At 62.6% G+C, this 1,298-nt stretch carries 2 protein-coding genes; both read right to left on the reverse strand.

Going from position 1 to position 1,298, the window contains the following annotated elements; translation table 11 throughout:
* Positions 1 to 337 (reverse strand): phosphate ABC transporter permease family protein (locus EN750_RS34730; protein WP_189526688.1); only part of this gene is annotated, 337 nt, incomplete at its 3' end.
* A 96-nt stretch (positions 338 to 433) separates the two neighbouring features.
* On the reverse strand, positions 434 to 1,298 hold an 865-nt coding region (locus EN750_RS34735), incomplete at its 5' end, for a substrate-binding domain-containing protein (protein WP_127399304.1).

A 1,298-nucleotide genomic window follows, 5' to 3' on the forward strand; every position in this document is an offset into this window, starting at 1 on the left:
CGGCCAGTGTGCCTGCATCGAGTTTGCGCAGGCCCCTGGCGAGGCTCTTTACGAGGCTGACATCCAGTGCCTCACTGGCAACCTTGCTGTCGACGGTGCGCTCGGGCAAGGCAGTGTGAATGTGTCGGTCAAGATAGACGGAAGACCCGACGGTCCAGACGGCAAGCAGCAAAAGAGCAGGCAGAACGGCGAGCAGGAAGGCCCACCAGCCATGATAGTGGGCGCGCGAATGCGGCTTGACCTTGCCATTGTCCTGGGCCGCGGCACGTTGCCGACCGATGAAAAAGGCAACCAGGCCGACGGCAACGACGATGGCCAGTACGAGCAAGGACGACATGGACCCACCCCAAGAGAAATTCTTACGCAGCCGCCATTGCGGCCTGCGATGAAACCGGGGCGCGGGATTTGGCCCGCACCCCGGTTCGGCAGCTGATTACATCGACTTTCCGGCGGCGAAAGCGTCACGCTGGGCCTGACGCTCGGCATCCGGAGCAGCAACGAGGCCGTATTCGGCGAGCGGGCTTTCCGGGCCAACCATCTGGTCGTCAAGGAAGAACTCGACATATTCCTTGAGGCCGGGAACGACGCCCAGATGCGCCTTCTTGACGTAGAAGAACAGCGGGCGCGAGACGGGATACTTGCCGCTGGCGATCGTCTCGGTCGAAGGCACGACGTCTTCCACGGTGGCGACCTTCAGCTTGTCGGCATTGTTCTCATAGAAGGCGAGGCCAAACACGCCGACGCCGGTCTTGTTGGAGTCGATGCGGGCGAGCGTCTCGGTATAGTCGCCATCGATGTCGACGGCCTTGCCGTCCTTGCGGATGGCGATGCAGGTTTTGCCGATTTCCTTGTCGTCGGCAATGCCGGCGGCCTTGAGAGCAGCCTTGTCACAGCCGGCATCGAGAAGCTTGGTCTCGAACACTTCGCGCGTGCCGTGCTTTTCGCCCGGAATGTAGGCGGCGATGTCCCAGTCGGGCAGCTTCGGATTGACCTGGCTCCACTTGGTGTTCGGATTGTCGACGAGCTTGCCGTCGACGACCAGCTTGGCCGCGAGCGCCTTGTAGATGTCGGCGGGAACCAGCGCCCAATCCGGGCCCTTGATGTCGGTGGCGAAGACGATGCCGTCATAGCCGATCCGGACTTCCTGGACTTCCTTCACGCCGGCGTCGGCGCAGGACTTGAGTTCGTCCGCCTTGATCGGACGCGACGAGTTGGCGATGTCGATGGTATCTTCGCCGACGCCCTTGCAGAATTCCTTGATGCCCGCGCCGCTGCCGCCGGATTCGACGACCGGGGTC

It is taken from the genome of Mesorhizobium sp. M7A.F.Ca.ET.027.03.2.1, assembly GCF_003999175.1.
GTDB lineage: Bacteria > Pseudomonadota > Alphaproteobacteria > Rhizobiales > Rhizobiaceae > Mesorhizobium.